This window comes from Paenarthrobacter sp. 22069 (assembly GCF_052046035.1).
Lineage (GTDB): Bacteria > Actinomycetota > Actinomycetes > Actinomycetales > Micrococcaceae > Arthrobacter.
Map to the genome: position 1 here is coordinate 100047 of NZ_JBQEQF010000002.1, position 25042 is coordinate 125088.

Annotated in this window: 21 protein-coding genes; 6 read left to right on the top strand and 15 right to left on the bottom strand. The window is 68.8% G+C overall.

Features of this window, described 5'->3' with window-relative positions; all coding sequences use genetic code 11:
* Positions 1-7 precede the first annotated feature (7 nt).
* The 5 genes from ACTJK0_RS01960 to ACTJK0_RS01980 are packed head-to-tail and all read right to left on the bottom strand — an operon-like array spanning position 8 to position 5887.
* Positions 8-1174 carry a cysteine desulfurase family protein gene (locus tag ACTJK0_RS01960; protein ID WP_110540996.1) on the bottom strand — a complete coding sequence of 389 codons (1167 nt, stop codon included), beginning with the start codon at positions 1172-1174 and terminating at the stop codon, positions 8-10.
* Positions 1175-1181: 7 nt separating this feature from the next.
* The gene (nadC, locus tag ACTJK0_RS01965) at positions 1182-2099 is read right to left on the bottom strand and encodes a carboxylating nicotinate-nucleotide diphosphorylase (protein WP_110540997.1); all 918 of its coding nucleotides are present in this window, start codon (positions 2097-2099) and stop codon (positions 1182-1184) included.
* Positions 2092-3876 carry an FAD-binding protein gene (locus ACTJK0_RS01970; protein ID WP_110540998.1) on the bottom strand — a complete coding sequence of 595 codons (1785 nt, stop codon included), beginning with the start codon at positions 3874-3876 and terminating at the stop codon, positions 2092-2094. Before ACTJK0_RS01970 ends, nadC begins: the two co-directional genes overlap by 8 nt.
* A complete protein-coding gene (gene nadA, locus ACTJK0_RS01975; RefSeq protein ID WP_440744066.1) occupies positions 3876-5180 on the bottom strand; it encodes a quinolinate synthase NadA in 1305 nt (434 codons plus the stop codon). Before nadA ends, ACTJK0_RS01970 begins: the two co-directional genes overlap by 1 nt.
* Entirely contained in the window at positions 5177-5887 is a 711-nt protein-coding gene (locus tag ACTJK0_RS01980; RefSeq protein ID WP_181422368.1) for an NUDIX hydrolase, read from the bottom strand. The genes nadA and ACTJK0_RS01980 overlap by 4 nt, the downstream gene beginning before the upstream one ends.
* A gap of 377 nt (positions 5888-6264) precedes the next feature.
* Between ACTJK0_RS01980 and ACTJK0_RS01985 the strand changes: the two genes are divergently transcribed.
* The 3 genes from ACTJK0_RS01985 to ACTJK0_RS01995 all read left to right on the top strand — a co-directional run bounded on the left by ACTJK0_RS01985 (position 6265) and on the right by ACTJK0_RS01995 (position 9226).
* Positions 6265-7596 (top strand): amino acid permease, encoded by a 1332-nt coding sequence (locus ACTJK0_RS01985; RefSeq protein ID WP_110542057.1) that lies wholly within the window; start codon positions 6265-6267, stop codon positions 7594-7596.
* A gap of 79 nt (positions 7597-7675) precedes the next feature.
* Positions 7676-8503 carry an alpha/beta fold hydrolase gene (locus ACTJK0_RS01990; RefSeq protein ID WP_440744067.1) on the top strand — a complete coding sequence of 276 codons (828 nt, stop codon included), beginning with the start codon at positions 7676-7678 and terminating at the stop codon, positions 8501-8503.
* Positions 8504-8578: 75 nt separating this feature from the next.
* Entirely contained in the window at positions 8579-9226 is a 648-nt protein-coding gene (locus ACTJK0_RS01995; protein ID WP_110541002.1) for a phosphoribosyltransferase family protein, read from the top strand.
* Positions 9227-9301: 75 nt separating this feature from the next.
* On the opposite strand, the gene ACTJK0_RS02000 is transcribed toward ACTJK0_RS01995, so the two are convergent.
* The gene (locus ACTJK0_RS02000; RefSeq protein ID WP_110541003.1) at positions 9302-10636 is read right to left on the bottom strand and encodes an MFS transporter; all 1335 of its coding nucleotides are present in this window, start codon (positions 10634-10636) and stop codon (positions 9302-9304) included.
* 245 nt (positions 10637-10881) lie between these two features.
* On the opposite strand from ACTJK0_RS02000, the gene ACTJK0_RS02005 reads away from it, so the two are divergent.
* Complete coding sequence (locus ACTJK0_RS02005) at positions 10882-11616, top strand: IclR family transcriptional regulator (protein WP_440744068.1); 735 nt, start codon at positions 10882-10884, stop codon at positions 11614-11616.
* A 40-nt stretch (positions 11617-11656) separates the two neighbouring features.
* Here the strand turns inward: ACTJK0_RS02005 and ACTJK0_RS02010 are convergent, their stop codons facing one another.
* The 4 genes from ACTJK0_RS02010 to ACTJK0_RS02025 all read right to left on the bottom strand — a co-directional run bounded on the left by ACTJK0_RS02010 (position 11657) and on the right by ACTJK0_RS02025 (position 18401).
* Positions 11657-12994: an MFS transporter gene (locus ACTJK0_RS02010; protein WP_440744069.1), complete on the bottom strand. Its 1338-nt coding sequence runs from the start codon at positions 12992-12994 to the stop codon at positions 11657-11659.
* Between the two features lie 83 nt (positions 12995-13077).
* Positions 13078-16179, bottom strand: a complete 3102-nt coding sequence (locus ACTJK0_RS02015) for an AAA family ATPase (RefSeq protein ID WP_440744070.1) — start codon at positions 16177-16179, stop codon at positions 13078-13080.
* A complete protein-coding gene (locus tag ACTJK0_RS02020; RefSeq protein WP_440744071.1) occupies positions 16176-17354 on the bottom strand; it encodes an exonuclease SbcCD subunit D in 1179 nt (392 codons plus the stop codon). The genes ACTJK0_RS02015 and ACTJK0_RS02020 overlap by 4 nt, the downstream gene beginning before the upstream one ends.
* 57 nt (positions 17355-17411) lie before the next feature.
* Positions 17412-18401: an MIP/aquaporin family protein gene (locus tag ACTJK0_RS02025; RefSeq protein ID WP_440744072.1), complete on the bottom strand. Its 990-nt coding sequence runs from the start codon at positions 18399-18401 to the stop codon at positions 17412-17414.
* A gap of 217 nt (positions 18402-18618) precedes the next feature.
* Here ACTJK0_RS02025 and ACTJK0_RS02030 point away from each other — a divergent pair, with 217 nt between their 5' ends.
* On the top strand, positions 18619-19704 hold the full coding sequence (locus ACTJK0_RS02030) for an ADP-ribosylglycohydrolase family protein (RefSeq protein WP_110541009.1): 1086 nt from the start codon (positions 18619-18621) through the stop codon (positions 19702-19704).
* A gap of 49 nt (positions 19705-19753) precedes the next feature.
* On the opposite strand, the gene ACTJK0_RS02035 is transcribed toward ACTJK0_RS02030, so the two are convergent.
* On the bottom strand, positions 19754-20818 hold the full coding sequence (locus tag ACTJK0_RS02035) for an exonuclease domain-containing protein (RefSeq protein WP_440744073.1): 1065 nt from the start codon (positions 20816-20818) through the stop codon (positions 19754-19756).
* A 68-nt stretch (positions 20819-20886) separates the two neighbouring features.
* Here ACTJK0_RS02035 and ACTJK0_RS02040 point away from each other — a divergent pair, with 68 nt between their 5' ends.
* The gene (locus ACTJK0_RS02040) at positions 20887-21681 is read left to right on the top strand and encodes a VTT domain-containing protein (RefSeq protein ID WP_110541010.1); all 795 of its coding nucleotides are present in this window, start codon (positions 20887-20889) and stop codon (positions 21679-21681) included.
* 63 nt (positions 21682-21744) lie between these two features.
* On the opposite strand, the gene rdgB is transcribed toward ACTJK0_RS02040, so the two are convergent.
* Genes rdgB through murI form a run of 4 tightly spaced genes read right to left on the bottom strand, consistent with a single transcriptional unit; the run spans position 21745 to position 25017 of the window.
* Positions 21745-22392, bottom strand: coding sequence for an RdgB/HAM1 family non-canonical purine NTP pyrophosphatase (rdgB, locus tag ACTJK0_RS02045; protein ID WP_110541011.1), 648 nt, complete (start codon positions 22390-22392; stop codon positions 21745-21747).
* Positions 22389-23147, bottom strand: coding sequence for a ribonuclease PH (rph, locus tag ACTJK0_RS02050; protein WP_440744074.1), 759 nt, complete (start codon positions 23145-23147; stop codon positions 22389-22391). The genes rdgB and rph overlap by 4 nt, the downstream gene beginning before the upstream one ends.
* A 47-nt stretch (positions 23148-23194) precedes the next feature.
* Complete coding sequence (locus tag ACTJK0_RS02055) at positions 23195-23992, bottom strand: MBL fold metallo-hydrolase (protein ID WP_110541013.1); 798 nt, start codon at positions 23990-23992, stop codon at positions 23195-23197.
* On the bottom strand, positions 23989-25017 hold the full coding sequence (gene murI / locus ACTJK0_RS02060; RefSeq protein ID WP_440744075.1) for a glutamate racemase: 1029 nt from the start codon (positions 25015-25017) through the stop codon (positions 23989-23991). Before murI ends, ACTJK0_RS02055 begins: the two co-directional genes overlap by 4 nt.
* Positions 25018-25042: the final 25 nt, after the last annotated feature.

Here is a 25042-nt window from a genome sequence, read left to right on the forward strand (position 1 = left end):
CACCCTGCTAGCGGCTGTGGCCGGCGCCCAGGTTCTTGACGCCAGCGACGGCGGCCCTGACGGCTGCGGCTGCATGGTCCAGGTCCGCCTGGCTCACGGAGGAATCGAAACTGAAGCGGACGGCGGTCTGGGCCACCTCGGCGGGCACTCCGAGGGCGGTGAGTACGGATGAGGGCGCATCGGAGCCGGCGGCGCAGGCGGAGCCGCTGGAACAGACCACGCCGCGCCGTTCAAGTTCCAGGAGCACGGACTCGCCGCTGGTGCCGGGGAAGCAGAACGAAGCTACGGACGGCAGCCGTTCACTGGGGTGGCCGGTGAGGACGGCGTCCGGCACGCCGGCCAGGACGTCATGGATGAAGCGGTCGCGCAGGTCGGCTACCCTTTCACGTTGCGCTTCCTGGTGGTTCCTGGCCAGCCCGAGTGCGGTGGCCAGGCCAACCGCCCCTGCCACGTTCTCCGTTCCCGACCGCCGGCCCCGCTCCTGTCCGCCGCCGTGGATGACCGGTTCCAGCCGGGTGCGGCTCCGGACGAACAGTAGGCCGCAGCCTTTGGGTGCCCCCAGCTTGTGCCCGGAGATGCTCATCGCGTCCACGCCCAGCTCCCGCGTATCCAGGGGCAGCCAACCGGCGGCCTGGACGGCATCTGTGTGGAACGGGATGCCGTGCGCGTGGGCCAGTTCCGCGAGCGCGGCGATGGGCTGGACGGTGCCCACTTCATTGTTGGCGTACATGATGCTCACCAGCGCGGTTTCCGGCCGAAGCATCCCCGCCAGGGCCGCTGGCGTGACGCGGCCCGCGTCATCCACCGGGACAACGTCCACGGTGAAACCGTGGAAGCGTTCGAGGTAGCGCGCGGATTCCTCCACGGCAGGGTGCTCGACGGCGCTGATCACCACCCGGTCCAGGCGCGGGTCTGCGGCCTGCCGGGCGAGGGCAATTCCCTTGACGGCCAGGTTATCCGCTTCCGTTCCGCCCGCCGTGAACACCACTTCGCCCTGCCGGCAGCCGATCACGCCTGCAACGGCCGCCCGCGCCTGCGCCAGCGCGGCTGCGGCAGCTTCGCCGAGGGTGTGGTGGCTGGAGGGGTTCCCGAATGACCCCGTGAGGTGGGGCCACATGGCGTCCAGAACTTCGCGGCGCACTGGTGTTGTGGCGGCGGCGTCGAGGAAGATCACGGCGGTGTCACCCGGCGGCCAGTTCGATGTCGAGGCCCAGGTCCAGGGCTGCCACCGAGTGCGTGAGGGCGCCCACCGAGATGACATCCACGCCCGTGCCGGCGATGGCCGCCACAGTGCCGGGGTTGACGTTGCCGCTGGCCTCCACGGTGGCCCGCCCGGCGACGAGGGCAACACCTGCCCTCAGCTCCTCTATCGTGAAGTTGTCCAGCATGATGGTGTCAACGCCGGCGGCCAGGACGGGTTCGATCTGGTCCATGCGGTCCACTTCGACTTCGAAGTGGGTGGTGTGGCCCAGCTGTGCCTTGGCGGCCAGCAGGAGGGCGGTGAGCCCGGCCGGATCCCCGCCGGTCATCACAGCGAGGTGGTTGTCTTTGGCCAGGACGGCATCGGAAAGGCTGTACCGGTGGTTCGAACCGCCACCGCACCGCACCGCGAAACGTTCCAGGATGCGCAGGCCGGGGGTTGTCTTGCGCGTGTCGGTAATCCGGGCGCGGGTTCCCCCGGCGAGGCGCACGAACTCTGCGGTCTTGGTCGCGATCGCGGACATCCGCTGGACCAGGTTGAGTGCCACCCGTTCCGCGAGCAGCACCGAGCGCGCGCTGCCGCTGACCCGGGCGAGGTGCGTGCCGGCGTCGAACGCTTCCCCGTCCGCCACGAGCAGCTCAACCCGGGTGGCGGGGTCGACCATCTGCATTGCGTCCCGGAACACGGTGGCCCCGCTGAAGACGCCGGGGACCCTGGCGTTGAGGACGGCGGTGGCGGTGGCGCCGGCGGGAATGAGCAGTTGGGAGGTGATGTCCCCGGAGGGTGCGTCCTCGGCGAAGGCCCGTTCCAGGATCTCCCGTACCGGTGCGGACGGAAGGGTGAGGTCCAGGGCCGGGCGCAGGGCGGCCGCCTGGTCGATCACGGCGGGTTCAGTCATGGAGCAGGCTCGCTTTCGGGCGGAGGGAGGACGGATGGTCGGATGGTTCCGGTATGTCGCTGCGGTAGTGCGCGCCCAGGGATTCGGCCCGGTTCAGTGCGGCAGAGACGAGCAGTTGAGCGGCCAGCAGGAGGTTCCGGTCCTCGTGCACAGCAGGATCGGCAGAGTCGGCAACAGCAGGAGGACAGACGACGGCGGCCCAGGCGGCAAGGGTGCCGGCCGCCGAAGCCAACAGCTCCCCGGACCGCAGCACCCCGGCATTGGCAGTCATCAACCGCCGAAGAGCCCCCCGCGAAAAGGGCTCCCCGGCCACGTCTCCCCCACCGAAGCTGGACGGCCAACTCCCGCCTGGCGCACCTGACGGACCGATCGCGCCTTCTAAAGCAGCAGGGACGGCGCCGTGCGCACCTGCGTTTCGCGGCAGGGGCGCGGAAGCGTGCGTCAAGCGGAGGCCGCCCGCGGCCGAGGCAGCACGCGGAGCATCGCTGCCGCGGGACGCGTCCCAGCCCCGGCCACCGGAGAGGAAGTCTTCAACGGCGCGGCGGCCGAAGACGAGTCCCTCCAGGAGGGAGTTGCTGGCCAGCCGGTTTGCCCCTTGGACGCCGGTGCAGGCAACTTCGCCGGCCGCGTAGAGGCCGGGGATGCTGGTGCGGGCGTGGAGGTCGGTGGCGACCCCGCCCATCCAGTAGTGGGCGGCGGGGGCGACGGGGACCAGTTCGCGTGTCCAGTCGATGCCGGCGTCGAGGGTCCTGCGGGTGAGGGTTGGGAACCGTTGCTGGAGGAACCCGGCGCCCCTTGCTTGTTCGATGGGGCGGGCGTCGAGGTAGACGTGTCCGTTGGGGTCGCCGAGCTTGGCCAGGTGGAGGGCGATGCTGCGGGAGACGACGTCCCGCGGGGCCAGTTCGGCGTCGGGGTGGTACGCCTTCATGAAGCGCCGGCCGCCGGAATCGAGCAGCACGGCGCCTTCGCCGCGGACGGCCTCAGAGATCAGCAGCGGGCCGTCGAGCCTGTCGGGGTGGGCGGTGGCGGCGCTGACCAGGCAGGTGGGGTGGAACTGGAAAAATTCCAGGTCTGCGGTGGCAGCTCCGGCGCGGACGGCGAGCGCCAGGCCGTCGGCGGTGGCGACGGCGGGGTTGGTGGTTTGGGCGAAGAGCTGGCCGGCACCCCCGGTGGAGAGCAGCACTGCGTCCACGTCGAGGCGGGCGTGCCGGCCGGCGTGAAGGTATTCCACTCCGTCCACGCGGCCGTCCCGGGCCAGGAGCGACGTGACGTGGGCCCCGGTGAGGAGCGACAGCCTGCCCTCGTCCCGCCGGGACAGCACGGCCTGGATGAGGGCGCCGGCGACGCGGGCACCCGTGGCGTCCCCTCCCGCGTGCAGGATGCGCGGGGCGCTGTGGGCCGCTTCCAGCCCAAGCGCAGGGCCGCCGTCGTTCTCTGTGTTTTCATGTCCGGCGCCTCCCTCCCCCGTGTCGAAGGCCACGCCGTAGCGCTGGAGGGCGGCGATGTCCTGGCGGGCTTGCCTGCACATCAGCCGGACCGCGTCCTCGTTGCAGTGGCCCGCACCTGCCCGGAGGGTGTCGGCGATGTGTGCGGCGACGGTGTCTCCCGGCGCCGGTTCGGCCAGTACCGCCGAAATGCCGCCCTGCGCGTACCAGGTGTTGCTGTTGTCCAGGCTGCCCTTGGTCAGCAGCACCACGTCCACGCCGGCGTCGGCAGCGAGCAGTGCCGCGTAGAGGCCGGCGATGCCGCTTCCGACGACGGCGAGGCGGCGCGTCATCACGGCCTCGCAGCGAGCATGCGCTCGAGCGCCGTCCTGGCGTTGGCCTGCACATTGTCGTCCACGGTGATGCGGTTGACCACGCGGCCGGCCACCAGTTCCTCAAGTACCCAGGCCAGGTAGCCGGGGTGGATGCGGTACATGGTGGAGCATGGGCAGATGACCGGGTCCAGGCAGAAGATGGTGTGCTGCGGGTACTCGGCGGCGAGCCGGTTCACCATGTTGATTTCGGTGCCGATGGCGAACGTGGTGGGTTCGGTGGTCGCCGCGATCGCCTTCTTGATGAAGTCCGTGGAACCGGCGGAATCGGCTGCGTCCACCACCTCCATGGGGCATTCGGGGTGCACGATCACCTGCACGCCGGGGAAATCGGCGCGGGCTTTCTCGATCTGGGCCACGTTGAAGCGCTTGTGGACGGAGCAGAACCCGTGCCAGAGGATGACCCGTGAATCCAGCAGCGCCTGTTCACCGTTGCCGCCCAGGCCCTTGCGCGGGTTCCACATGGGCATCTGTTCCAGGGGCACGCCGAGGGCCTTGGCGGTGTTGCGGCCCAGGTGCTGGTCCGGGAAGAACAGGACCCGCTGGCCCCGCTGGAAAGCCCACTCAAGGACCGTCTTTGCATTCGAGGAGGTGCAGACGATGCCGCCGTGTTCCCCGCAGAATGCCTTCAGGGCTGCGGAGGAGTTCATGTAGGTGACGGGGATGACCGGGACCCGGCCGTCGGCGTCGGGCTCCGTGCCGAAGATCTCCGCCAGCTGCTCCCAGCACTCCTCCACGGAGTCCGCGTCCGCCATGTCGGCCATGGAGCAGCCGGCGGCGAGGTTGGGCAGGATGACTGCCTGTTCCGGGGTGGAGAGGATGTCTGCCGTCTCGGCCATGAAGTGGACGCCGCAGAAGATGATGGCCTCTGCGTCCGGCCGGGTCAGCGCGGCGTTGGCGAGCTGGAAGGAGTCACCCACGAAGTCGGCGTACTGGATGACCTCATCGCGCTGGTAGAAGTGGCCGAGGATGACGGCACGCTCCCCCAGGGTGGCCTTGGCTGCCCTGATCCGTTCCCCGAGCTCGGCGTCGCTGGCCAGCTTGTACTCGTCGGGCAGCTGGCCCTGGCGGGGTGTGGAGGCCGGGGCGGGGTCCGCGCTGGAGGCTCCGGGGCCGTACGCGGGTACTCCGGCGAGCGCCTCGGCCAGGTCATAGTCCCAGGGGCCTTTGGCAAGGGCCGGGCTGCAGGTACTGCGTTCGGCCGCTGCGCCCTTTTCGGCCTGTTCGCGCGTGATCAGCTGGATTGCCGTGTTGACGCTGCTCATGGTGTGCTCCTGTTGTCTGGGTCAAGGCCTGGCCGGCCGGTAAAGCGGTAGAGGCGTGGCGGGCGGTGTTTGCCGCCCTGGAGGTACTCCCCGGTTTCCTCGATTTCCGGGGTGGATTTGAGTTGCCGGCGGAAGTTGGCCGGGTCCAGTTGCCGGTCAAGGACGGCTTCATAGACTTCGCGGACCTGGGCCAGCGTGAAGTACTCGCCCAGCAGGTGGTAGGCCACCGAACCGTAGGCAAGCTTGTTGCGCAGCCGCCAGAGGGCGTAGTCCACGATCGCGTTGTGGTCGAAGGCCAGGTCGCCCAGGCGGTCAGCGCGGAACCACCTGACGTTCTCTGACTCGTCCGCGAGCGCCGCCTCGGTGGGCTGGACCAGGGCCCAGTACACGATGGAGACCACCCGCTGGGTGGGCGAGCGGTGCAGGCCGCCAAAGGCGTACAGCTGCTCGAGGTAGCGGGGCGCCAGGCCCGTGGTTTCCCGAAGGTTCCTTGCGGCGGCGTCCTGGAGCGAGTCTTCGTGGCTGAGCGGGCCGCCGGGCAGCGCCCACATTCCCTTGAAAGGTTCACGGATCCGTCGCACCAAGGGAAGCCACAGGGTGGGACGGCCTGAGGTTTCGCTTGGCCTCAGTGCGAAGATCACGGTGGAAATGGCCAACGACGGCGGCGCGGCCTGCCGCTCGGAGACATTTGCCGAGCTGTAGTACAAGCGATCCACCGCCTTTCGCCATCAGGACTGCCCGGTGGGCCGCCAATCGTTAGTTATGGTCAACTTGACCAAAACTAATTCTACGGCGCGCAGGACCGGAAAAGGAAATGTTTCCGTCCGGGATTTTGATGTGCCGGCCGGAGGAGTCTGCCCGGGAGTCCGGCCACGGGCCCGGGCCGGGCCCTCTCGCCGTTTTTGGCCTGCGCCCGGAGACGGTAAATTCAAGAAGTCCCACAAGGACCACCGGACCCATGCGGACCGGAACCATCGAGCCAAGCCCCAGAAGGTGCCCATCCCCCATGACGATGAAGTCTGACCGGACCACATCCGCCCCGCCGCACCCCGCGGCCACGACCGCGACCACGCCGGTGCACAGCATGAAGCCCCGCCAGCTCACCATGATGGGGCTCGGCAGTGCCATCGGCGCCGGCCTGTTCCTGGGCTCGGGCGCCGGGATCCAGGCAGCAGGGCCGGCGGTCCTCGTTTCCTACCTGGTGGCCGGAACACTGATCATCCTGGTGATGTGGGCCCTGGGTGAGATGGCGGCAGCGAATCCCACCAGTGGCGCCTTCTCCGTCTACGCCCAGCGGGCACTGGGACGCACGGCGGGTGCCACGATCGGATGGCTGTGGTGGCTGCAGCTGGTGGTGGTGATCGCCGCGGAGGCACTGGGCGCCGCCGGCCTCCTGTTCTCCGTCTGGCCGGTGGTTCCGGTGTGGGCGCTGGCGCTGCTCTTCATGGTGGTGTTCACCGGCATCAACCTGGCCGGCGTCCGGAACTTCGGGGAGTTTGAGTTCTGGTTCGCCATCCTCAAGGTTGCGGTGATCATCCTGTTCCTTGGCGTGGGGGCAGCCCTGCTCCTTGGCCTGCTCCCGGGTGTTTCCTCCCCCGGCATGCAGAACCTGACGGGCAACTTCGCGCCCCAGGGCCTGGGCGGTGTTGCGGCTGCGTTGTTCGTGGTGATCTTCGCGTTCGGCGGGACGGAGATTGTCTCGGTGGCCGCCGCTGAGACGGAGGATCCGGAGCGCAGCGTGGGCAAGGCCATCAGGACAGTGGTGTGGCGCATCCTGGTCTTCTACATCGGTTCGGTCTTCGTCATTGCCGCCGTCCTGCCTGCCACGTCGCCCAGCCTTTCCTCACCCTTCGCCGGGGTGCTGGACGCCGCCCGAATCCCGGGCGCCTCAACCGCCATCACCCTGGTGGCCGTCGTCGCGCTCCTCTCGGCACTGAACGCCAACCTCTACGGAGCCTCACGCATGGCCTATTCCCTTGCCCAGCGCGGCGAGGCACCGCGGGTCCTGACCCGGCTCAACGGATCCGGCGTGCCCCTCCTCGCCGTGGCGGTGTCGGTGGCGTTCGGCTTCATTGCCACGGTCCTGGAGCTGCTGTTCCCTGAACGGATCCTGCCGGCGCTGTTCCAGCTGGTGGGGTCCACCTGCCTGGTGGTGTGGGGCAGCGCCCTGGTGTCCCAGCTGATCCTGCGGCGGCGTGCCAACCGGGATGGAACCGCACTGCCCCTGCGGATGAAGGGGTTCCCCGGCCTGACCATCCTGGGGCTGGTCCTGCTGGGCCTGATCTTCGCCGTCGGCCTCAGCGCGGACGCCAGCCGGGTGCAGCTATTCAGCACGTTCGCACTGATCGCCGGTATCGCCCTGGCGTGCGCCGCCGGGGCCAGACTGACCGGCAGGAAGCACCCCGCCAACAGGTAGAGTGGACCGTACTTCCAGCAAGACGCACCGACGCGCCGGGCCAGCCCAGGCGCCGTACCTGATTGGGGAAACTGACACCATGAGCGGCAGGCACACCGGACAGCAGCCGGCGCACACCGTCGAAGGCACCGACCCGCAGCTGTATGTGGCGGTCCACGATCCTGCCGCCGATGCAGGCCTCCGGCCCGTATTGTTGCTGCACGGCTTTTCCTCATCCTCCAAGCTCAACTGGGAGGACACCGGCTGGGTGTCGGCCCTGCTGGACGCCGGCCGCCGGGCCATTACCGTGGACCTTCCGGGACACGGACGCAGCGGAGCCCCCGAAGACCGCGACTCCTATTCCCCCAGCCGGATCCGGGCGGACCTGCTCCAGGCAGCGTTCGACGCCGGTGCGCGCCCCCTGCAGGACGGTGACCCTTCCAGCGGCCTGGACGTGGTGGGCTACTCCCTGGGATCCCGGCTCGCCTGGGAGTTCGCGGCAACCCAGCCCGAACTGGTGCACAGGGTGGTGCTTGGCGGACCCAACGACTCGGATCCGCTGGCCGCGTTCGACCTCATCGCCGCCCAGGACTACCTGGCCGACGGCACACCCATCAAGGACGAATCCACGGCCCAGCTCCTGAAAATGGCACTGCTGCTGCCGGGGAACAACATCTTCGCACTGCTGTCCCTGGTGGAGGCCATCAAGGCCGAGCCCTACGATCCCGCCGAGGCGGTCCCCCACATTCCGATGCTGCTGGTCGCGGGCGACAAGGACGAACGGGCCGGCACCCTGCCCCGGCTTGCCGAGCTGGCCCGCGGCGCCGGTTCCATGGCCGAGCAGCTGCTCCTTCCGGGCCGCAACCACACCAACGCCATCACCAGCAGGGCGTTCAAGCAGGCAACCATTTCGTTCCTCGCCGCCTAAGCGGCCGGCGCTGCCGGACCACGGCAGCGTGTGCAGGAGTATGTTGAGGGCAGGTTGCAGCGCCGGGAGGGACAGATGGGCAGGCGTTTCGAAGACCGCACGGAGGCCGGCGCGCGGCTGGCGGACGCCCTGGCCCGGTTCGAGGGACGCCCGGACATCGTTGTGCTTGGCCTTGCCCGCGGCGGCATCCCCGTGGCGGCCGCCGCAGCCCAGGCCCTGAGCCTGCCCCTTGGCACCGTCCTGGTGCGGAAGCTGGGAATTCCCGGGCACGAGGAGACGGCGTACGGCGCCCTCGCCTGGGCGCGCGGCCGTGTGGTCCGGCTCCTCAACAGGCCCCTGCTGGAGCGGGTCCGTGACCACGGCGTCGGCCAGGAACAGCTGGACGTCGTGGAGGAGCGCGAACGCGCCGAACTCCTCCGCCGGGTGCAGCTTTATCCGGGTGCCGGCCTTGACGTCTCCGGCAAGACAGTCATCCTGGTCGACGACGGCCTGGCCACGGGTGCCACGATGCGTGCCGCCGTCGAAGCGATGAGGGAAGGCGGTGCCGCTGCCGTGGTGGCCGCCGCGCCCGTGGGATCCGTTGACGCCGAGGCGTCGCTGGAGAGGGTGTGCGATGCCGTGGTCTGCCTGCACCTCCCCGGCAAATTCCGCGCGGTGGGCAGCTGGTACAGCCACTTCAGCCAGTTGACCGACGACGACGCGGTGCGTTTTCTGTCCAGCTGAACCGCACGGCAACGCAGCAGGCCCGGACCAAGCGGTCCGGGCCTGCTGCCTTAAGGGTGGGCAACGCCTCCGCGACTAGTGGTGGCTGCTGACGCCGAGCGGACGGCCCTTGGTCTCCTTGGCCAGGACGACTCCGACGGCGGAGATGACGCAGAGGATCATGATGTAGATGCCGATTGATCCGGCCCACTTGGTGGTCTGCAGCAGGGTTTCGGCAATGGTTGCTGCGAATGCGCCGCCCAGGATTGCGCCAAAGGCGTATCCGATGGAAATGCCGGAGTACCGGACGTTGGCGGGGAACATTTCGGCGTACATGGCGGACATGGGACCGTAGGACAGGCCCAGGCCGATCGTCAGGACGAACAGGGCAAGGCCGTAGAGGACTATGTCCTTGGTGTCGATCAGCGCGAACATCGGGATCATCCAGGCGAAGACGATGGCGTAGCCGATCAGGAAGGTCTTGACCCGGCCGATGCGGTCGGAGAGCCAGCCGCCCACCAGGGTGAAGATCAGCCAGCCAAAGGATGCCAGCGTGGTTGCCAGCAGGATCTGCGGGGTGGGCATCTTCAGGGACTTGGTGGCGTAGGAGATGAAGAACGCGATCAGCAGGTAGCCGGCGGCGTTGTTGCCGATGAAGATGAGCGTGGAGTACAGGACGGGCAGCTTGTGGTTCCGGATCAGCTCACCCAAAGGTGCCTTGCTTTCCTTCTTCCGCAGGGCCATCTCCTGGAAGACCGGGCTCTCTGCGACGGCGCGGCGGATCATGTAGCCGACCACGATCAGGACGATGGACAGCAGGAACGGCACGCGCCAGCCCCACGCGGCGAAGTCTTCCTTGGACATGCCGGTGTTGAGGAAGAACAGCAGGCCGGTGGCCAGGATCATGCCCACAGGCACGCCGATCTGCGGGTAGGCGCCAAACAGCCCGCGCCGGCTGATGGGCGCATGCTCCACGGCCATCAGGGCAGCACCGCCCCATTCACCTCCAGCCGAGAAACCCTGGATGACGCGCAGCAGGATGAGCAGCACAGGTGCCCAGGCCCCGATCTGCGCGTAGGTGGGGAGGACGCCGATGAGGGCCGTGGCGGCGCCCATCATGACCAGGGTGAAGACCAGCATTGCCTTGCGGCCGAGGCGGTCGCCCAGGTGTCCGGCGATGACGGCTCCCAGGGGACGGAACAGGAAGCTGATGCCGATGAGGGCGAAGGAGAGGATCTGCGCCAGGCCAGGATTGGATTCGTTCAGCGGTGCCAGGAAGAGCGGTGAAAGCAGCGTTGCCGTCAGCTGGGCGAAGATGAAGAAGTCATACCACTCGATGGTGGTGCCGACGAGGGTGCCTGCGAGGACCTTGCGCTCCTCCCTCCGGGTGCTGGGGCCGGCGGGGGTGTCCACCTTGGAAGGTGTGGTCATTGAAACTCCATTGTTTATTGGGCAGCAGCGCCGCCCGGACGCCTTCAGAATTACCGACAGAACGGTCAGTTAGTCGATAGGGTACTACGGATTTGTGATGCGTAACACGGAATGGGGATTGCTGCGGTCACGACCCCGAGGGTAAAGTTCTATATTAGAACTGTGAGTTCGTATACAGGACGATACCTCGCGTCGTGCATTGAGACAAGGGTCACGCGGCAGGCCCGCCACCTAGGATGGACACCATGACTCCTCCAGCTGCAGCCCGGACCGCGGGCGCACCGGCACAGGCTTCGCCGTCGCAGACCCTGTCGCGTGGAATCCGTGCCCTTGAGATCCTGGCCGCCGCCCCCGGGCCACTGACCATCGCAGAGCTGGCCGACGCCATGGGCGTCCACCGCTCGGTGGCATACCGCATCCTGCGCACCCTGGAAGACCACTCCCTCCTGGTGCGGGACGACGCGGGGCGGGTCCAGCCAGGACCCGGCCTCGCCGTCCTGGCCCGCGGCGTCTCGCGAAACCTGCAAACCGCTGCCCTTCCGGAACTCACCCAGTTGGCGAACTCACTGGACATGACTGCATTCGTGGCGGTGTGGGACCACCACGACTGCATCACGCTGGTCACGGTGGAGCCCCGGCACTCAGGGGCAACCGTGGCCCAGCACCCGGGGACCCGCCACCCGATCAACGCCGGGGCTCCGGGCATTGCCATCCAGTCTGCCCTTTCCGAAACGGAGTGGGACCGACTGGGAACAGGGATTCCGTACCGGCTGGAAGCGTCGGAGGCACGGCAGAAGGGCTACGCAGCCAGCCATGACGAGGTCATCGCCGGGGTGTCCTCCCTGGCAGCCCCCGTCAGGGTGCCAGGCGGGCGGCCGGCCGCACTCGCCGTCGTCTACATCCGCTCGGCCCACACTCCGGAGGCAGTAGGCAGCGCCATCGCCGAAAGTGCGGCGAGAATCGAAAGCCAGCTCGCCTGACGGCCGGGAAAGGCCGGCACAGCCGGCGGGAAGCGCTCCTTCAGGCCTTGCGAGAGAGCACGACGGCGGCTCCCGCGCCGAGCAGCGCCAGCCCGGCGGCCGCACCGACCGGGACGAGGAATGCCGCCGCAGGACCGTGGAGCTGGGCCAGCTGACCCCCGACGGAGGATCCAAGGGCGGTTCCGGCGACGATGCCGCTGGCCAGCGCAGTCATCACCGTTCCGAGCCGGCCGGCGGGAGCCAGGGTGCCGCCGACCGCGAAGACAGTGACCATGACGGGTCCCACCGGGAGTCCGAGGACCAGCAGGACGAGGGCCATCATGGGCAGCGACGACGGTAGCAGCAGCAGGAACGCCAGCCCGGCCATCAGGGCTGCGCAGAGCACCCACCGCAACGCGGGGCCGGCGCGGCGGGGCCAGTAGGCCACGGACAGCGCCGCGGCTGCCGAACTCAGGCCCATGACCGCATACAGCAGTCCGGCGATCTCCGAACCGGCCAGCTGTGCGGAAAAGGCGCTCAAGGCAGCCTGGGTTGAACCAAAGAACGTGCCCATGCAGACCATGGCGAGGACCGGCAGCGCGACTGCCCAGGACAGCCTGGCAGTGCCGTCGGCGCGCCGGCGCTTCACGCCGCGGGGATGCCGGGTCAGGGGCACGGCCTGGTGTGTGGGGTGCACGGCGAACGCCGGCACGAGCGTGATGGTCATCGCAGCTGCCAGGGCCAGCGGAAGCCAGGGCGCTACGAGGCTGGCGAGGATTCCCACCAGGGCGGGTCCGAGGACGAAGGTCACCTCATCGGCGGTGCTCTCGTAGGACAGCGCGGCATCAAGGTCCCGGGCGGCACCGCCTGCGGTCTCCCCCGCGCGTGAGGCGTTGGCGGTCAGGGACATCCAGCGGACCCGGGCGAGGGGCCCTACCTGGGGGCAGGAGGCACCTGCCGCGAAAGCAGCCGCGAGGACCGCGGGCGGGAAGTCCCCGGCTGCCGTGCTCATCGCGGCAAAGACCAGCGCCACGACCGCTGCTGTGTTGAGCACCGCGGCCAGGAGCAGGACGGGCCGTTGCCCCCGCCGGTCGGCCAAGGCGCCCAGTAACGGGGCGCCCAGCGCTGATCCAATGCCCACCGCACCGGCCGCTGACCCGCCGGCGGCGAAGGAACCGCTGACCGAGGTCACGAGGGTCAGGGTGCCGACGGTCAGCATGGCCAGGGGAAGCCGGGCGAACAGTCCCAGCGGAATAAAGCTCCGGCCGGCAAGGAGCGGGAGCCGCGAGAAACGTCCCCGCGCTGCCCCCGGCACGGCTTCCGGGCGTGGCCCTTCAGCAGGGGCATCGACCGGGGCGGGGGCGCTGGAGATGGGTGAAGGAGTGTTGTGTGGTGTCAATTCCGGGCTCGCTCAATAGGTGCGCATCGTCCCTCCTCCCGATGCGCGCAACCCGGTAACACGTTGAATTATATCGGCCCTGCTCAGAGGAGGGCGTCCAGGCTCTCGGAAATCCGCAGAGTGGAGCCGTTACGGCTCTTGAGGACCTGCAGCTGGGTACCGATCCGCTGTTTCATCTCGGCAACGTGGCTGACGAGCCCCACGACCCGGCCGCCGTCGCGAAGGCCTTCGAGGGCATCCATGACCTGTTCCAGGGACTGTTCGTCCAGGCTGCCAAAGCCCTCGTCAACGAAGAGCGTTTCGATCTCCACGCCGCCTGCCTCCTGCTGCACAACGTCCGCCAGTCCCAGTGCGAGTGACAGCGAAGCCATGAAGGACTCGCCGCCCGACAGGGTGGAGGTGTCGCGGCGGAAGCCTGTCCACTGGTCCACGACCTCAAGCCCCAGCCCGGACTTAGCGCCGCGGGCGGCCTTGGCATCGGAGTGCTGAAGCAAATACCGTCCGTCACTCATGGCCACCAGCCGTTCGGATGCGGCAACGGCCACCTGCTCAAGCCGGGCAGCCAGGACGTAGCTGTTCAGGCTCATCCGGTAGGTGTTTTCGCCCCGGCCGGCCGCGGCGTCAGCCAAGCCGGTCAGCATCTGGGCGCGCTCCGCCGGCTCCCGTGAGGAGTGGACCAGCGCGCCGTATTCAGCGGCGAGGGAGGTCAGTGACGCCAGGCACCTGCTGGCCATGCCGGCAGCCAGGTCCGCGTCACGGGCGCCGGACTGGGCAGCGGACGCCGCGGCGGCCAGCGCTGCCAGCCGTTCTTCGTCCGGCATGAAGCCGCCGGCGGCCTCGGCCAGTGCCAGCACGATGTCCTCGGATTCGAACAGCCCGGCCACGCGTGCAGCTTCGTCCTGGGCCGCCCTGAGCGCGGCTTCCGCAGCCGCCGCCCCGGCGGGGTCCAGGAGCTGGGCGCGGACCTCGCCGGCGGTGGCGAAGCCGGCAGCAGGCAGGGCCCGGTCCAGGTGTTCACGGGCTTCGGCAGCCTGCAACCGTGCGCCGTCCAACCGTGCCTGGGCTTCCACCGCCTTGGTAAGCACCGCCGCCGCATCTTCAAGTGCCCTCAGTCGGCGGGTCAGAGTGCTGTGGTTGCCGCGTAGGCCGGAGAGGGCGCTGTCCAGTGACGCCGCCTGCTCGGCAACGTCGGCCAGGGACGCCGCGGTTCGGGACAGTTCGGTCTCTGCGTCGGACAGTGCGGCCCGGGCCTCCACGATGCCGGCGTCAAGGGCCTCCAGCCGCCGGCGCCTGTCCAGCAGCTCCTCCGCCGCCCGCTCGGCTTCCTCCGCGGCCGCGAGCGCAGCGTCCGCGCCGGCCCGGGCGTCGTCCAGCGGAGTTGTCCCACCCTGTCCGGCGAGGACAGCCACCTCCTGCTCCGCCCGTGAGAGCTCCCGGGCAACCAGGGTGTGGGCTGCCTCTGCAGCCTCGTAGACGGTGTGGGCTTTTTCCTCCTGCTGGGCCAGGCCGGGGCCGTTCGTGCCTGCGTCGGCCGGGCCGGGATGCTCCCCACTGCCACAGACGGGGCAGGGTTCCCCGGCAACCAGCTTGGCGGCCAGCTCTGATGCCGCGTTGGCGAGCCGGTCCTCCCGCAGGTCGAGCCAACGGCGTTTGGCCTCCAACAGCCCGTCCCGCGAGTCGTCATGGTTGGCTTTGACCTGGTCCCTGGCGGTGACCGCCGTCCCGTGCCGCCTGACGACGTCCAGCAGTTCCGCTGCCGCTGCAGCCTCCTTGCGGCGCAGCGCCGCCTCCACGGAACGGGCCTCGAGCCGGTCCATGCCGTGGGTCAGCTCTTCGCGTTCCGTCTGCAGCTGCACCGGGCGGTTGGTCAGTTCCTCCACCGCCCGCTGAAGCTCGTCCTGCCTGGCTGCCAGGCCACGATGCCTCTTCCGCAGGTCCTGGAGCCTGAGTTCGTCCGGGATGCGTGCCTCGACGACGGCCAGCAGCGAGCGCAGGCGCCCCAGTTCCTCCTCAGCTCCGGGCATGATCCCCGTGGACACGCGTGCCCCCTTGGGGAACGCCTGCGGTGCGGCGGCGGAGTCAACAGGGGCCAGCTCCAGGCCGAGCTGGGCCAGTTCCCCGCCGTCCCCGGCGGCAAGGCGCAGTAATGTCAGGGCAGATTCGGCGGCGGCTTCGGCACTGTGAACCTTGGCGGTGGCGGCGTCCACCGCCTGCAGCTGCCCCTGCAGGACCTCCGCCTGCCGGTGCCGGGCGAGCCGGGCCGAGAGCTCCTGCTGCTCATCGGCTCCTTCCTCCACGGCCTTCTGCCGTGCGGCGGCTGCCTGGAGCTTGCGGTGGCGCTCATGCCGCGCTGCCTCCCGCTCTGCTTCCCTGCGGCGGTCCTGGCTGTCGGTTTCCGCAGCGGCGGCATATTCCCTGAGCTCCGCGAGGCGGCGGGAAACCGCATCCTGGAGCCATTCAAGGCGGCCGGGGATGTCCTCGACCGGCGGGGCCGCGTCGTCGGGAAGCCCAAGCGGAGCCGCTTCGGCTTCAGCCCGCGAGGCGAGGACGCCGAGCTGGCCGGACAGGGCGGCGACGTCCTCACGGGCGGCGGCCGCCTGCCGCGCGAGTTCCTGTTCCAGGGCTTCGAACCGCTGGGTGCCGAAGAGTTTTTGCAGCAGGTCCAGCCGGTCCGCCGCTTTGGAGCGGAGGAAGGCAGCGAAGTCCCCCTGCGGAAGCATCACCACGCGGGTAAACTGTTCGCGGTCCATGCCCAGCAGGGCCATGATCTCCGCGCCTGCTTCATCGTTGCGGGCAGACTTCTCCACCCATGCTCCGGCTATCCGTTCGCGGAGCAAGGTCTTGGCCTGCTGGAGCGTAAAGCCGTTTTTCCCCCGGGCACTGGGCTTCTCCCAGGCCGGGGACCGGGTCACCTCAAACCGGCGGCCCTGGGCGGAGAATTCGCAGGTGACGGCCGGTTCCTGCCCGGGTTCGGCATGGTCGCTGCGCAGCCGTTTGCCGTCCTGCCGGGCACCGGGGACGGAGCCATAAAGGGCAAAGCAGATGGCATCCAAAACGCTGGTCTTGCCGGCGCCGGTTGGCCCGTTCAGCAGGAACAGGCCGTGGGCGCTAAGCCGGTCGAAGTCGATGTCCTCGGTTCCGGCGAAGGGACCAAACCCTGTTATCCGAAGATGGTGGATCCTCACCGTGATGCCTCCAGCAGCCTGACGTTGTCCAGGGCGGCTGCAATCGCGGCCTTTTCCGCCTGGTCCGCGGACCGTCCCCGGATGTGCTCCAGGAAGCCGCAGCACACGGCGAGGTCATCCGGGGCGCTGGCAAGCCTGGTGCTGTAGCTTGCCTGCGCCTTAGCTGCCGCGCCCTGCGGATCGAAGGCGAGGACCAGGGTATCCGGGAACCTGGCACGGAGCCGTTCCATGGCACGGGCAGGCCGCTGGGCGTCGGTCAGCGTGACCTGGCAGTAGGCGGTTTCAGCCCATTCGTGGGCGGGATCCTGCAGGAGTTCCTCGAGTGTTCCGCGCAGCACGGCCAGGGAGCGCGGGGCCTCCCACTGGATCTCAGTGACGGACGTGACCCCGTCCGCTCCCATATCCACCAGCCAGCCACCTTTCTGGTGGGTGGCTTCCGAGAAGGAGTAAGCCAGTGGCGATCCCGAATACCTGACTGAAGATGAGAGTGTCTGCCGGCCGTGCAAATGGCCCAGCGCGGTGTAGCTGAAGCCGTCGAACAGATCCAGGGGAACCGCGCCGACGCCGCCGATGCTGAGGTCCCGCTCGCTGTCCGAACTGATGCCTCCGCTGGCGAAAGTGTGGGCGAGGACCACGGACTGGACCGTGGCTGATTCCGCGCGCTGCGCGATGTCCTCCCTGATCAGGGCGGCAGCGGCGCGGGTCACCTCGAAGTGGCTTGCCGTGTCGGTGCCCAGTTGGTCGGCGACAAGGCGTGGTTCAAGCCAAGGGATGCCGTAGACCGCCAGGACTGCTTCCTTCCCGCCATGGTCCGGTCCCAGCGGGAGAACGAGCGGATGGTGCAGCTCCTCCACCTTGGTGCGGAGGTGCACTCCGCCCCGCTCCAGCAGCCGCGCCGCGAAACCCAGCCGGATGGCGGAGTCATGGTTTCCGCTGGTCAGCACCACTTTGGCACCGGTGGCGGTAAGCCTGACCAGGGCATCATCGAGCAGGTGCACCACATCGACGCCGGGCAGGGCCCGGTCGTAGACGTCACCGGCGATCAGAATGACGTCGACGCTGTTCCGTTCCACGGCCGCCACCAACTGGTCGACGAAGGCCCGCTGGGCATCCAGCATGCCAACGCCATGGAAGGAACGGCCAAGGTGCCAGTCGGAGGTGTGAAGTAACCGCATACTCATAAGTTATCGGCAACCACTGACAGTCCTGGAAAGCGCCGCGTGCCGCAGCAGTCAGGACCGCTTGCCGTCGAAGAATTCCTGGGCCTCGCTGACGCTGCGGGCTTCGTTCCTGCGGGCCGCCGTGGCGGGTATGGACGCATCCGGCACGGCGGGGTCGGGCAGGCTGCTGTCCACGTTGGAAGCCTCTGCACCTTCACTGTCCCCGGCTTCGCGTTCCACAACGTCACCGCCGGCCGCCTCAGGTCCTGCGTTGCCGGCGTCGTACCTGTCACTGTCCGTGGCGATGGATTCGGCGCCCGGCGTGATCCGGAACGCGAGACCCGCAATGGCGCCACCGGCCAGCGGAGCCACCAGGAAGACCCACAGTTGCTCCGCTGCCCAGCCGGAGCTGAAAACGGCGGAAGCAACCGCACGTGCGGGGTTGAAGGGCAGGTTTCCCACCGACTGGCCCAGCTGCAGGAGCGCCGCAAAGGACAGGCCGACGGCGATGGCCGGCACGGTCCGGTTGCCGTCGCGACGGCCCGCAGCGCCAAGGAAGACAGCCACGATGATCGCAGCTCCCAGCAGTTCCAGGAGCACGACGGCGGCCAGGGGCGCCTGGATGATGGAGTGTTCGCCGAAACCGGCGGCCACGGTGTCGAAGGCCGTGCGGCTGTCCGCGATGCTGGGCAGCGTGCGGAGGATGCCGAAGAGGGCAAGGGCACCGACCAGGGCCCCCACCAGCTGGGCAGCCGTGTACGCTGCCGCCGCGCCGGCCCGGATCCTGCCGGCCAGGAGGTGCCCCAGGGTTATGGCCGGGTTGAAGTGTCCGCCGGAGACGTGCCCAAAGGCGAGCATTGCGGCCGTAATGGCAAGTCCGGCAGCCAGGGCCGCCGGCACTGGGCTGGACTGCGGAATGCTGAAGAGCGGCACGCCGAGTCCGGCCACCGCCAGGAAGAAGCTGCCAAAAGCCTCGGCCACCAGTCGGGGCAGCAGAGCGCCGTGCCCGGCGGCCGGGGTACCGGGCTCCAGTGCGTCGCGGGCGGGGACAGGGGTGCTCATGATGGGACCTTTGCGTCTGGGAATCTGGTGCTTGCGGGGCTGCCGGCGTCCAGCTGTCCTGGCGCCGGGCAACCCGAGCAGTATGCCAGCCGAGGCTGTGCGTTTGCTGGACGGTAACGGCAGGCCGTACGGCCGTGGTTCCCGTCCGCCGGCACCGCCGCACACCGGGCGGAGCGCTGGTCCCGGAGCCGGGGCGCACTGACGGTAAATTTACTCCATGAGCAACGAGCACGGCGTTCCCGCACCCACCTTCGCTTCCCGGATCCACGGCTGCCTCCTGGGTGGCGCGCTGGGTGATGCGCTGGGCGATTCCGTGGAAGCCGGCCCCACTGCCGGCACCCGCGGGCCCTCCAGCCAGGCAGGCGCGGGCGGCTTCGATGACCTGTCCGGGCCGGCCCGCTTCGCAGACGACACCCAGCTGACCCTTTACACCGTGGACGGCCTGGTGGAGGCCCTGGAATGGGCAAATTCCGGTGTGGGCGCTGACGTGAACGCCTGCCTTTGGCTCGCCTACCTTCGGTGGCTGGCTTCCCAGGGCGAAGACGCCCCGCCATCGGCACCCGTGCCCCAGCCCCGCTGGATCGACGGCCAGGAGGTGCTCCGGCAGCGCCGGCATCCGGAGCAGGACTGCATTACCGGACTCGCCAGCGGCGAAATGGGCACGTCGTTCCGCCCCGTGAACCCGGAAGCGAAAGGCGTTGGCACCGTGATGCGTTCCGCCCCGTTCGGACTGGTTCCGCATATTGCATCCGACGCCGTCTATAAGTTAAGTTCCGACGCCGCCTCCCTGACGCACGGGCATCCGTCCGCCCGGCAGAGTGCCGGGCTCTTCAGCCTCCTGATCCACCGGCTGGTATCCGGCGCGGCCCTGGCCGACGCGGCTGCCGAGGTCACCGCCGACGCAGGCGCGCTTCCGGACGCGGCCCCCGAACTCCGCGAACGGCTGGAAGCGGCACTTCGGCTCGCGGACAAGCGGGAAGCCGGCCCCGAAAGACCCGTCCAGGTGCTGGGTGAGGGACGGCTGGCGGAGGAAGCACTCGCCGTCGCGCTTTACGCCGTCCTTTCCACCGCGCCGGCTGAAGGTGAAGAAAAACAGCCGGACCGGCACTTCCGGGACGCCGTGGCGTTGGCCGTGAAGCACGGCGGGGCCAGCGGCACCATCGGTTCGCTGGCCGGAAACATCCTGGGAGCCCTGTACGGGGAGGACTGCCTCCCGGCCCCGTGGCTGGCGGCCCTGGAGGCGCCCGAGGTTGTCCGCGGCATGGCGGATCAGCTGGTGAAGGTCACCACCGGGGAAGGCTGATGATGGTCCAGCCCCCGTAACGTCCTCCGGGAAGGTCACGGACTGACGGTCAGGCGCTGACGGCAGCCGCGCAGGCCGCGTCCCGCGTTTCCGCGGCGGCAACCTGCGGGGCGTGGCGGATGTCCCCGCCGCCCACCATCTGCAGGAACTCACCCTCGGAGAGCACCTCGATGGCCTGCCCCCGCTCGTGCAGTTCCAGCACACGCCGGGCCTTGCCGGTGAGCCGTCCGGACCGGAGGTCGGAGGCGACGAACCCGTCCCCCACCACCAGCACGGTGGTGCGGCCGGTGACACGGCTTTCCGTCCGTGCGCCGCAGCGGGCCGAGCGCCGTTTCGCTTCCGGGCGATCGATGGAGAGCTGCCCGGTGAACACCACCGTCTGCGCGTACAGCGGGTGGCCCGGCTCGGCGTCCAGGTTGGGCTCCGGGTTGACCCCTTCCTCCGGCCAGCCCGACTGGAACCGTTGGACCAGGGCAGCCCCGTTGCCGGAAGCCCCGGCGATGGCCGCCAGGCTGGGCTTTGACAGGTCGCCAGTGGCGGGGTCGAACGCCTGCTGGCGCGGCATGGCCAGGCCGAGGGACAGGTAGAGTTCGGCGAGGCTATTGGCGCCGTTGCGCGCCGCGATGTCAACCAGGATGCCGGCGCAGGCACGCGCGTCCTCGGCGGCGTCGTGGTGGTTGACCAATGGCACACCCGCTTCCTCGGCAGCGAACGGGAGCGAATTGGAAACCAGCGAATAGCAGCGGCGTGACAGCATCACGGTGCAGACGTAGTGGTAGGCGGGACCGGGCAGGCCGGACACCTCGAGCGCAGAGCGGATTACGCCGAGGTCGAACGCGGCGTTGTGGGCTGCCAGCACGTCTTCGCCGATGAAGGCACCGATTTCCGGGAACAGCTCACCGAAGCGTGGGGCCTGCGCAACATCGGCTGCGGTGATGCCGTGGATGCGGACGTTGTGGTAGTCAAAATGGTCGTAGCCGGCAGGCGGGCGCATCAGCCACGAAGCCTCCTCGACGACCTTCCCGCCCCTCACCTTTGTCAGCCCCACCGAGCATGGAGAGCCGCGGAAGCCGTTGGCCGTTTCGAAGTCGATCGCCGTAAAGTCCAAACCCACGGCCCCTACCTTACCGCCGGAGGTCCCACAGGCCTGTCAAGTACCCTTGAGGAGTGAACTTTCCTGTGATGAGTGACCTCGCTGTGTCCATGCTGGGCGGTGCGGGACCGGTCCAGCCGAAAATGGCTTCGTTCCTGCCCGACTGGCTGAACCCCCAGGTCTTCCTGGCCGATCCCGCCCTCGCCCCCTGGGTGGTCCTGCTGGTGTGCGGGATCGTCTTCGCCGAAACCGGCCTCCTGGTGGGGTTCTTCCTGCCCGGCGACTCCATGCTGTTCACGGCGGGCCTGCTGGTGGCCACGGACACCATCAAGTTCAATATCTGGCTGCTGGCCCTGCTGGTTGCGGTCTCCGCCATCATCGGCAACCAGACCGGCTACCTCATCGGTTCCAAAGCCGGTCCTGCTCTCTTCAACAAGCCCAACTCCCGGCTTTTCAAGCGCGAAAACATTGAAAACGCCCACGCCTTCTTTGAAAAGCACGGCGGCAAGGCCCTGATCCTGGCCCGCTTCGTCCCCATCATCCGCACGTTCGTCCCGGTGATCGTCGGCGTGGCACAGATGAGCAGGAGGAAGTTCTTTATCTACAACGTCATCGGCGCCCTCCTGTGGGGCGGGGGCGTGACCCTGCTCGGCTACCTGCTGGGTGACAAGGTTCCGTGGGTCCGTGACAACCTGGACATCATCTTCATCGCCATCGTGCTGGTCTCGGTGATCCCCATCGGCATCGAAATCCTGCGCGGCCTGGCTGCCAAGCGCCAGGCGCAGGCCAACGGCACCGACGCCGTCGACGAGTACATTGAAGAGCATGAGCCGGAAGCGGAGCGGAAGACCCACCGCAACATCCCGGGCAGCCGGCCGGAATAGCCCTCCCCTGACTCCAACAAAAAGGTGCGCACCCCCGGGTGCGCACCTTCTTTGTTGGTCCTTCTAGCCTGCTGCCTGCAGGGCCGCCACAATCGAGGGCAGCAGCGCCCGGAAGGCCTTGCCTCGGTGGCTGATCGCGTTCTTCTCCTCTGCCGAGAGCTCTGCGCAGCTGCGGTCCTCGCCGGCGGGCTGCAGGACGGGGTCGTAGCCAAATCCCCCGGAACCGCGGGGCTCGCGCAGCAGGATTCCCTCCAACTGGCCGTACTCCACCACTTCACGGCCCGGGCCGTCCGCGCCCTCCGGCACGGCCAGTGCGGCAGCACAGACGAAGGCTGCACCGCGGTGTTCGTCCGGAACATCGGACAGCTGGTTCAGCAGGAGTTCAAGGTTGGCTGCATCATCGCCGTGCCGTCCGGACCAACGGGCAGAGAAGATTCCGGGTGCCCCGCCCATGACGTCCACGGCGAGTCCCGAATCGTCAGCGATGGCAACCAGGCCGGTGGCAGCGGCAACAGCGCGTGCCTTCAGCAGCGAGTTCTCGGCGAAGGTCACGCCTGTTTCGACGACGTCCGGCGCACCCGCCGCCGCTGCGTCCACCACCTGGTTATCGACGTCGAGCCCCGGGACCTGCCCGCGCAGCAGCTCGCGCAGTTCCCGCAGTTTGCCCTTGTTGTGGGTGGCGAGCACCAGCCGTGGAGCGGGGCTGCTCACAGGGTGTCCACCAGGGTTTCGCGCTGGATGGCGGCCAGCTCCGAGGTGCCCAGGAGGGCCAGGTCCAGGAGCTGGTTCAGCTCGTCCCGGTCGAACGGGGCGCCCTCCGCCGTGCCCTGCACCTCAACGAACTTGCCGGAACCCGTGACCACCACGTTCATGTCGGTTTCGGCCCGGACGTCCTCCACGTAGGGCAGGTCCAGCATGGGAACGCCGTCAATGATGCCCACGGACACGGCCGCGATGGTGTCCAGGAGGGGCTGGGCGTTCTTGGCGATGAGCTTGTTGTCGCGGGCGAACCGGATGGCGTCCGCCAGCGCCACGTATGCGCCGGTGATGGCCGCGGTGCGCGTGCCGCCATCGGCCTGGAGCACGTCGCAGTCCAGCACGATGGTGTTCTCGCCCAGCGCCTTGGTGTCGATGATGGATCGCAGCGAGCGCCCGATCAGCCTGGAAATTTCATGCGTGCGGCCGCCGATTTTTCCCTTCACGGATTCGCGGTCGGACCGGGTGTTCGTGGCCCGCGGCAGCATGGCATATTCGGCGGTAACCCAGCCGCGGCCTTCGCCCTTGAGCCAGCGCGGGACGCCGGCGGTCAGGGAGGCCGTGCACAGCACCCTGGTGTTGCCGAACTCGATCAACGCCGAGCCTTCAGCCTGGTTGGACCATCCGCGGGTAATGCTGATGGGCCGGAGCTGGTCGGGGGCGCGGCCGTCGGCTCGCACGATGGGCACTGCAGTTGCTTCAGATGTCATGCCTTTAGCTTATCGAGTGCCGGTGCGGCAGATGCCTGGCGCCCCGGCTAGATGGTGTAGTGCACCCCTGCCACGGCAACCGCAACGTCGCCCGGGAATACCGGGCGCGCTTCCGCCATGACGGTGGTCTGGGAGGTCCACACGGGGATATGGGTCAGCAGGAGCCGGCGGGCGCCGGCCGCGGCGGCCGCCTCCCCCGCCCGTTTGCCCGTCAGGTGGACATCGTTGATGCCGTCGTCCCGGCCCTCCTCGAAGGCCGCCTCGCACAGGAACAGGTCAGCATCCTTGGCTGCTTCCTCGAGCCCGGCACAGGCATCGGTATCGCCGGAGTACGTCAGGACCCGGGACACCGGGGTGCCGTCCTTGCCGGGCTCAACCACCTCGACCCGGAGGGCATAGGCCTCCTCAATGGGGTGGTTGACGGCGAACGGGGTAACCGTGAACGGACCCACGGTGACGGCTTCGCGCTCGGTCCAGTTGGTGAAATCGAATTCTTCATGCATGCCCGGGTCCAGGGGCAGGCCGTAGGCGGTGGCCATCCTGTCGGCCGTGGCGGCCGGCCCCCACACGGGTATCCGGCCGCGGCCCCAGCCGCCCGGCTTCCAGCGGATCGCGACGTGCAGCCCGCACAGGTCCATGCAGTGGTCGGGGTGCAGGTGGGTGAGGAAGATCGCGTCGATGTCCTCCAGGTCCGTGTAGCGCTGGATGGCGCCCAGCGCACCGCTGCCGAGGTCCATCACCACCTTCCAGGTCCGCTCACCGTCGGTGGCGGTCAGGAGGTAGCACGACGCCGGGGAGCCGGGTCCGGGGAACGAACCCGTGCATCCGACGATGGTCAGCTTCACAGGGCTGGCCCTGCGGGACGGGCGCCGGCGAGCCCGCCGCCCACGAAGTTGGAGATCCGGGGCCGGTCCTGCGCGCTTTGGGCGGCGGCGATCATCTCAGGGGTGATACGGGCAAGGCTGCCCGTGGGGTACTGTGCCGCGACATGGTCCACGTGGCGGACGGAGAGCACCTCGGGCCCCAGGAACCGCCGGGCGAGCACCTCGAACTGCCGGGCGTCGCCGGTGGCGACGAAATGGTGCTCGGGCGGGAGCGTCGAGGTGCGCTGCAGGTTGTGGGTGGCCAGGGAGCGGTAGACGTCCTTGGCCGTCTCCTCTGCGCTGGACACCAGGGTGACGTCGGCGCCCATGACATAGGAGATGACGCCGGTCAGCAGCGGGTAGTGGGTGCAGCCCAGGACCACGGTGTCCACCCCGGCGGACTTCAGCGGCGCCAGGTACTCCTCCGCGACGGCCAGCAGGGCCGGGCCTGTGGTGACCCCGGCCTCCACGTAGCTGACGAATTCCGGGCACGCCACGGAAGTGATGTCCAGGTCCGGGGCAGCGGCGAACGTGTCCTCATACGCACGCGACCCCACGGTGGCGGATGTGCCGATGACGCCCACCTTGCCGGACCGGGTGGCAGCAACGGCGCGCCGCACTGCCGGCTGGATGACCTCGATGACGGGAATGCCGTACTTCGCGGTGTAGCGTTCACGGGCGTCCCGCAGGACAGCGGCCGACGCCGAGTTGCAGGCGATGGTGAGCAGCTTGACGCCGGAGTCCACCAGTTCGTCCATCACGCCCAGGGCGTTGGCACGCACCTCGGCGATGGGGAGCGGCCCGTAGGGCCCGTGGGCGGTGTCCCCCACGTAGAGGATGGACTCGTTGGGCAGCTGGTCGATGATGGAGCGGGCCACGGTAAGCCCGCCCACACCGGAGTCGAAGACGCCGATGGGACGGTTTTCCGGAGCCGCGGCCGGAAGTCCGCTGCCGTCGGGCGCGGGCTGTGTTTCCGCCGGTGGTTCCGTGCTCGGGACTGTAGTCATGATTATTCGAGGATAGGTGTTCCCG

Bases quoted from the DNA above. Each gene is read 5' to 3' on its own strand.
- nadC (WP_110540997.1), bottom strand. From the start codon at position 2,099: ATGACTGAACCCGCCGTGATCGACCAGGCGGCCGCCCTGCGCCCGGCC.
- ACTJK0_RS01970 (WP_110540998.1), bottom strand. From the start codon at position 3,876: ATGACGCGCCGCCTCGCCGTCGTCGGAAGCGGCATCGCCGGCCTCTAC.
- nadA (WP_440744066.1), bottom strand. From the start codon at position 5,180: ATGAGCAGCGTCAACACGGCAATCCAGCTGATCACGCGCGAACAGGCC.
- ACTJK0_RS01985 (WP_110542057.1), top strand. From the start codon at position 6,265: ATGAAGCCCCGCCAGCTCACCATGATGGGGCTCGGCAGTGCCATCGGC.
- ACTJK0_RS01990 (WP_440744067.1), top strand. From the start codon at position 7,676: ATGAGCGGCAGGCACACCGGACAGCAGCCGGCGCACACCGTCGAAGGC.
- ACTJK0_RS01995 (WP_110541002.1), top strand. From the start codon at position 8,579: ATGGGCAGGCGTTTCGAAGACCGCACGGAGGCCGGCGCGCGGCTGGCG.
- ACTJK0_RS02000 (WP_110541003.1), bottom strand. From the start codon at position 10,636: ATGACCACACCTTCCAAGGTGGACACCCCCGCCGGCCCCAGCACCCGG.
- ACTJK0_RS02005 (WP_440744068.1), top strand. From the start codon at position 10,882: ATGACTCCTCCAGCTGCAGCCCGGACCGCGGGCGCACCGGCACAGGCT.
- ACTJK0_RS02020 (WP_440744071.1), bottom strand. From the start codon at position 17,354: ATGCGGTTACTTCACACCTCCGACTGGCACCTTGGCCGTTCCTTCCAT.
- ACTJK0_RS02025 (WP_440744072.1), bottom strand. From the start codon at position 18,401: ATGAGCACCCCTGTCCCCGCCCGCGACGCACTGGAGCCCGGTACCCCG.
- ACTJK0_RS02030 (WP_110541009.1), top strand. From the start codon at position 18,619: ATGAGCAACGAGCACGGCGTTCCCGCACCCACCTTCGCTTCCCGGATC.
- ACTJK0_RS02040 (WP_110541010.1), top strand. From the start codon at position 20,887: ATGAGTGACCTCGCTGTGTCCATGCTGGGCGGTGCGGGACCGGTCCAG.
- rph (WP_440744074.1), bottom strand. From the start codon at position 23,147: ATGACATCTGAAGCAACTGCAGTGCCCATCGTGCGAGCCGACGGCCGC.
- murI (WP_440744075.1), bottom strand. From the start codon at position 25,017: ATGACTACAGTCCCGAGCACGGAACCACCGGCGGAAACACAGCCCGCG.